The 623-nt window shown below is 41.7% G+C and carries 1 protein-coding gene; it reads right to left on the reverse strand.

Annotated features, from left to right (window positions below):
* Positions 1–623, reverse strand: a 623-nt coding sequence (locus C1G57_RS11690) for a transposase (protein ID WP_153045620.1), incomplete at both ends; no start/stop codon positions are given.

Here is a 623-nt window from a genome sequence, read left to right on the forward strand (position 1 = left end):
GGATTGGCATCACTCTTCTTATAGCTTTTCTTCTGCTCTTTCTGATATGTTCCGTAGGGAATCAGAGGTGTTTTCTCCAGGTCATCAAGGATAAAGCTATAATTTTCTTCACTACCATAACCTGCATCCGCGACAATGTGTTTAAAGAGTTCTAAGGTTTGGATGGATTGAAGAAAAGGCTTGAGTGTACGAGTGTCAGTTGGATTCGGAAACAGTCCGTAAGCCAAGGCAAACTGGTTGTTTGTACCAAGTTGAAGGTTGTAACCTGGTTTGAGCTGACCATTTTTCATATGATCCTCTTTCATTCTCATGAATGTTGCATCGTGATCCGTTTTAGAGTAGGAGTTTCGCTCTTGTAGAATCTGCTTATCTCGTTCGTACTTCTGTTTCCGAACAAGACAATCCTCTTTCAACTTTCTCTTTAGTTTCTTAATTCTTCTCCGTTTCTGTCTGTTGGCTGATCCACCTTTAATGGATTTAGGCTCTTGTGAGATAGCTTCTTCCACCTCATCCAATACTTGTTCTGTCTCATGTAGGAGTTGTTTGAGTCCCTCGCTAGTGAGGCATTCTTCCTTGGACAAGGCAGTATTCACCCCTTCTTGAACTAGCTTGTCATAAAGGGC

This window comes from Streptococcus suis (assembly GCF_002960425.1).
GTDB classification, from domain to species: Bacteria; Bacillota; Bacilli; order Lactobacillales; family Streptococcaceae; genus Streptococcus; species Streptococcus suis_S.